The 5,839-nt window shown below is 35.4% G+C and carries 6 protein-coding genes and 1 pseudogene; 5 read left to right on the top strand and 2 right to left on the bottom strand.

Annotated elements, in window-relative coordinates; genetic code table 11:
- Positions 1-119: 119 nt before the first annotated feature.
- Positions 120-1,199 carry an FRG domain-containing protein gene (locus EKM89_RS13330; protein WP_014940866.1) on the bottom strand — a complete coding sequence of 360 codons (1,080 nt, stop codon included), beginning with the start codon at positions 1,197-1,199 and terminating at the stop codon, positions 120-122.
- 305 nt (positions 1,200-1,504) lie between these two features.
- Between EKM89_RS13330 and EKM89_RS14385 the strand changes: the two genes are divergently transcribed.
- From EKM89_RS14385 to EKM89_RS14380, 5 genes are all read left to right on the top strand, one after another.
- On the top strand, positions 1,505-1,582 hold the full coding sequence (locus EKM89_RS14385; RefSeq protein WP_076661461.1) for a putative holin-like toxin: 78 nt from the start codon (positions 1,505-1,507) through the stop codon (positions 1,580-1,582).
- A gap of 287 nt (positions 1,583-1,869) precedes the next feature.
- Positions 1,870-3,261, top strand: a complete 1,392-nt coding sequence (locus tag EKM89_RS13320; RefSeq protein ID WP_041142890.1) for an MFS transporter — start codon at positions 1,870-1,872, stop codon at positions 3,259-3,261.
- Positions 3,261-3,923: an HD domain-containing protein gene (locus EKM89_RS13315; RefSeq protein WP_047021679.1), complete on the top strand. Its 663-nt coding sequence runs from the start codon at positions 3,261-3,263 to the stop codon at positions 3,921-3,923. The genes EKM89_RS13320 and EKM89_RS13315 overlap by 1 nt, the downstream gene beginning before the upstream one ends.
- A 96-nt stretch (positions 3,924-4,019) precedes the next feature.
- Positions 4,020-5,066 carry an S-adenosyl-L-homocysteine hydrolase gene (locus EKM89_RS13310; protein WP_083491608.1) on the top strand — a complete coding sequence of 349 codons (1,047 nt, stop codon included), beginning with the start codon at positions 4,020-4,022 and terminating at the stop codon, positions 5,064-5,066.
- Positions 5,067-5,364: 298 nt separating this feature from the next.
- Positions 5,365-5,454 (top strand): putative holin-like toxin, encoded by a 90-nt coding sequence (locus EKM89_RS14380; protein WP_107696660.1) that lies wholly within the window; start codon positions 5,365-5,367, stop codon positions 5,452-5,454.
- 156 nt (positions 5,455-5,610) lie between these two features.
- On the opposite strand, the pseudogene EKM89_RS13300 reads toward EKM89_RS14380, so the two are convergent.
- Positions 5,611-5,839 (bottom strand): annotated as a pseudogene (locus tag EKM89_RS13300) (LtrC-like protein); the annotation flags it as partial.

Genomic DNA, 5,839 nt, shown 5'->3' with positions numbered 1-5,839 from the left:
TTTTAGCCATTTCCAGTTCTCCTTTTGGACAGTTCTAATGAACACTTGTAATTCCTAGTATAGCACAGAAATAAAAATGGCCATTAGGGTATGCCCTAATGGCCTTTAAACATTTTTTATTAAAAATTATTTTTTATATAACTAGCCACATTTTCTTTGTCTGGAAATAAAGTAGCCTGGTTTATTTCCAATGATTGATTTAATTCGTTTAAAATTTGTTGCTTTTTTTCACCAGGAATTACTAATCTAATTGGCTCATTGTGTCCATTGTACAGAGATACTTTGTTATCAATATCATCATGAATATTTTCCAAGCTACATGATGTACCATCATAAGGTTCAAAAAGGAAAAAACCACTTTGAGCTCGTAAGCGTTCATTATTAATTGAAGGTTCGACGAAAAATGGGTGAAGTAAAGTTCTAAAGTTGATTAGATCAGCAAAATAACCAGTATCTCTTTTAATATCATGATACAGGCATTGCATTTCATAAGACTGATTTATTTCTTTATAGAAATCATTTAGTGAGTCATATACTTTTTGGTTTTCCTCAGAAAGTTGTTCATAATAGCCCTCTGGGAACTGCTTGACCAGATCCATGTACCAACTTTGGTATAAATGATTTTCATCTTCTTTCAACAAATCATCAATATTTTTGTTGAAAGAAGATATTTTTCTATAAATACTTTTCTTTTTTTCTTCGTCCATCAATGCTAATGTTGATAAGACTTCCACGGTGTCACTGCGACTACTATAGTATGTGAAATCATCAATATTTTGTGTCTTGTTAGAAAAAAACATGGTAACTATCCCGTCTGTTTCATGTCCTTCAGAATCAAGATGAGATTGACAGGCAAAATAAAGAGCGACAAGAGCATTGGTCGTTACATCTAATAACCTAGTTGGCAAGCCAAAATGTTGCATATAAGACAGGCGAGAAAAATTGTTTTCTAAATTGTTAAAATCGTTTGCGTACCTACGCATGTACTCATTAGTAAATGAATATTCATGGGTATATCCGGAGAGCTCTTTTTGTCTAAAGATGCTAGCAACGTTATTACTACTTTTGAAGTCATTTGACTGTCCTCTATAGAAAAATCGTGGTAGCAAACCTCTTCCATCAACTGTTACATTAGCTTTTATAGACTTTAGGGATTCTGCTTTTTTGCTTAAAAAACTATTTACAGATTGAATATTCAAAATAGAACCTCCTATAGATATAAGCAAGCACTCTGATAAAATGAATCAATTACCGTATTTTTATGCTCAATGTTCTTACTAAGATGACTTACGTTAATACACTAATCCAGGTTAGAATGAAGTACACTACTGATTTAAAAATATGTTTCTAAAAGAATTATATCTCTGTATAATGAATCAAGTAGAGAAGTTAAGGCGGTGGCTATTTCCGATCGGAGGCGGTGCTTATGGTGTTAAACCTTTAAAGCCCATAAATCCTAACGAAAGGAGTAGCCTAAGTGTCCGTTTCGGACGCTTTACAATTAATGCTAGCTTTCGGTACATTTATCGTGGCCTTGATTGCATTAATTGTTGAGCTGATCAAAAGTCAGCAAAAAAAATAATCCGTCTTAGCTTTTGGCAGGGCTAACGGATTATTTAATCTATTATTAAACTTTGCCACCGTCTTAAACGGCTCTACATGGGAAGCCCTGTTCTAGCGGGGCTTCCTTTTTCTGTTTACATTATAGCATGGCTATAACGGACTTGCGACTATTTTAAGTGTAGTTTCTCAAAGGCTAGAGAAACTATTGTTCGTTCTTGAAAATATGTAGGAGCAACGGCCTAAGAACCATATATAGTGGTATAATGTGTAATAAAAAATATATGTAGTGTTTGGAAGGTGCAATTCTTGGTTCAAGAGAAACACAACAAACTATTGAGCGCAATAATTTCGATTGGTCTTTTAAGCTTTTTAGGAATAGTGGTTGAAACAGCGTTAAACATAACCTTCCCACAATTAACAACGTATTTTTCTATACCTATCAGTCAAGTTCAATGGTTGACTACTGGATATATGCTAGTCTCAACTAGTTTGATTCCATTGGGTTCATTCTTTTTAAGACGGTTTCGTGTGGTAACTTTATTTAGAGTTTCGTGCTTAAGCTTTTTAGTCGGTACGTTGATTGCAAGCTTTTCCAACAGCTTTAATTTAGTTTTGCTAGGCCGCTTATGTCAAGGCATTGCTGATGGAATCGCGTTACCGTTGATGTTTGCTGTCATACTAGATCAAGTGCCAAAGAAAAAAGTTGGCACTTTTATGGGGCTAGGTAGCTTAGTTATTGCCTTTGCACCAGCAGTGGGTCCCATATATGGTGGCATAATTCAGGACACATTCAATTGGCATTTTCTATTTATAATTTTAATACCAATTATTATGGTTACCTGGCTGCTTGGTGAGCTTAGCATTGAACAAAGTTCACCGGTTCATTACGTTCCCTTTGATGTCCGTGGGGGCATTTTCTTGGCCATTTTTTTGACAACGACGTTGATGTTTATTGTTAACTTGACTGCTAACAGTAGCTCTTTTAAATTGTATTTATTTTTACTAGGAACAGCTTTTTTTAGTGGCTTACTTTTCCTTCTTAATGAGAAGCATAAGAGCCATAAATTGTTGGAATTAAGTCTCTTTAAAAACAAACGCTTTTTGCAGTTGTTAAGTGCTTTTTTTCTATTGCAATTCAGTTCTTTGAGTATGTCATACTTAATCCCTAATGTGCTACAAATACTTTTTGCCCAGTCACCTGGTTTGGTAGGTTTTCTAATTGCTCCTGCCGCTGTGATTGATGCAGTGCTATCGGTGGTTGCTGGTATTATTTACGATAAAACTGCACCCCGCTTACCCATTATAAGTGGCTGTATAATCATTGGACTGACCTTTTTGGGCGCCAACCTATTTACACCAAGTATTGGCGGGCTGGTTTTAATATATATGCTTTTTATGGTGGGATTGAGCTTTAGCTACAGTAACATCATGACCTATAGTTTGTCTCAATTACCTGCTGGGTTAGTAAATGATGGTAATTCGATTTATATGACGGTTCAAGCTTATTCAGGAGCAGTTGGAATTGCAATATCGTCCTCTATTGTTTCTTTATTGCAGAAACAACAAGGGAGTGTAATTTCAGGGACAAAATGGGGGTTAGCAATCAATTTCTTGATTTTGTTTTTTGTTGCCGTATTCACAATTTCTCTATGCTTGATAGCTTTACGAAATAAAGTAATTAAAGGAGATAAAGAGTAATGAGTTTAGATGATATAAAATCATTTTCTAAAGAAAATATGGCCTTTGATCCAACTGGGCATGATTTTCTTCATGCCCAAAGAGTGGCTAAGTTAGCTCAAAAAATATATACAGAAGATTTTAAAAAAGATGAAACTGATATTGGTCTGTATGTTGTGAAAGCAGCTAGCTATTTGCATGACACCATAGACGAAAAAGTCACTGCAGATAAAAAGAATAGACTGAGAGAAGTACGAATTATACTTAGCCATGAGAATATTGCAACTCCGGCTAGAGAAGACATTTTAGATATTATCCAACATATGTCATATTCTGACAACATTGAACACCATTACCAGCTTTCTAACGAAGGTAAATGTGTTCAGGACGCTGATAGACTTGATGCACTAGGTGCAATCGGCATAGCACGTGCATTTGCTTACGGCGGGCACGCTGGACAGGAAATATACGATCCCAAAATATCAGTGAAGGAAATCAAAACACACGATGATTATCGCCATCACAAAAGTACAACCATCAATCACTTTTATGAAAAGCTACTGAAATTAGCAAGTTCAATGAATACCAGAATGGGAAAGCAAGAAGCCAGTCGTCGAACAAAGTATATGCGTGATTTCTTATCTGAATTCCAAATGGAAACAGGTGTAAAAGATGAGACATAATGAGTATCTATTAGATAAATCGTATTTCGAAAAAGTCGCTGCGCTTTTTAATAAAGGACAGTCTGATCCCCAAAAAATCCTGTCGTAGAGCACGCTGTGATTAACAGTTTGGATTTTATAGACTATTTATGTGAACACTACGAAGTGTACTTTATACCCAAGCCCAAAAGTATCGATCGTAAAGTCCTTAAACATTTATCAAAAACTTGTACAATATTAGATGTTTCTAGGAAAGAATTAGCAGGCGTTGATACACCTAACTTGATAAAGAAAATTGTCGGACAGGACACGTTTGCAATTATTGATATTGGTGGGTATTTTGTACCAAGATTAAGTGACATTCAGAAACAGTTTAAAGGTCAATTGGTTAAAATAATCGAGGATACGGGAAATGGCTACCAAAAGTATGAAGATAAGCTGTCCAATAATTCAATATCAGTCCCAATACTATCAGTGGCAAGAAGTTCTTTAAAAATTGAGGAAGATTTTTTGGTTGGACATGAGATTGTAGTCAAATCCGAAATCTTTTTAGCAGATTATGGAACGACGCTTTTAGGCAAGAAAGTACTAGTTATTGGCTATGGTAAAGTTGGCTCCAGTATAGCGGGTAATTTAAGAAAACGTGGTGCAATAGTCACAGTTTCTGATAAAAGGGCAATACGATTAGCTAACGCATTAGCCCATGGGTACCAAATAACTAATGATATATATACTGAGCTAATTGACGTTGATATTGTGTATATAGCTAATGGAGAGAAGTCTATTGATACTCTTCAACTAAAAAAATTGGATTTGAAACATACTTTATATAGCTTTTCTGTAACTTCAGCGGACGATACTTTTAAAAATAGTCAAATGATCAACAAATTACCCCGCTATGGACACAATGGTGGGTATAAAATTTTAAAAACTAAAAGCAATAGGACTATTATTCTAGCAAATTCAGGGGACGCAATTAATTTCACATACTCTATATCAACATTAGCTTCCTACGTTCAATTAACACAGGCTGAAATGGCAGTTATACTACAAAAAGACATTTCAGGTGAAGAAAATCAGGGAATTGTTGAATTAAATGAAAACGACAGAGAAAAAATTGCTAAAGAATGGTTGGTAGAGATATTCAAATTTGTTAAAAGTTGAATTAAATGAAAAAAGCTTAAAGAATTATACAAATAAGCTCTGGTTGCTACCGACAAAGAGATTCTAAGCTGCTTTTAGTTGCTGCTAAACTTTGATCGTAGTATTAAACAAAAATACCTTATTAAGCGCAACTTTCACTGAAACAGTTGATAACAATATTAAGATGAAATTTGGTTTCCTCGTCAAAGTTTCTGTATAATAGATTAAGCAGGAAGTTTTAAGGGCGGTGGCTGTCTTTTCCCTTGCGAGGTGAGGCCCATGGGAACATGGAATAATCTTCAGGAAGGTTTCACAGTCAATGAGCGTCTTCCAGGCACTCTCGTTGATGTTGCTGTTTGGCACGTTTTTAATCGCGCTACTCAGCTATATCGACAAGCACCACAAATAAAAAAGCCGCCCCGATTATAACTTTGGCGAGTTACGGGACGACATTAATATAGTTTTGTAATTATGCCACCGCCTTTGAAGCGGCTTGCGTGGGAAGTCCTGTTTTCGGCGGGGCTTCCTTTTCTGTTTCCATTATAGCATGCCCTTTAAAAACTGGCTAACGTTTTAGACTTTGATCGGGTTCAGAATCTGGTTGTTTAATTTCTGGATTCTTTTTAGCAAATGCTTGCAGTTACTTTTGTGTTCGCTCACTGATTTCATGGTGTACATCATTTAATTTATTTTTTAGTTCTGATTTTTGTTGTGGATTAGTTGCTTGCTGAACTTGTTGTTGCAAGCCTTGATAGGACTTATTAAGATCATGGGCTGATAGCTTTTTTAGATCA

It is taken from the genome of Levilactobacillus fujinensis, from assembly GCF_003946335.1.
GTDB classification, from domain to species: domain Bacteria; phylum Bacillota; class Bacilli; order Lactobacillales; family Lactobacillaceae; genus Levilactobacillus; species Levilactobacillus fujinensis.
Note: the sequence above shows the minus strand (reverse complement) of the source record. Positions and strands in the feature narration are given on the sequence as shown.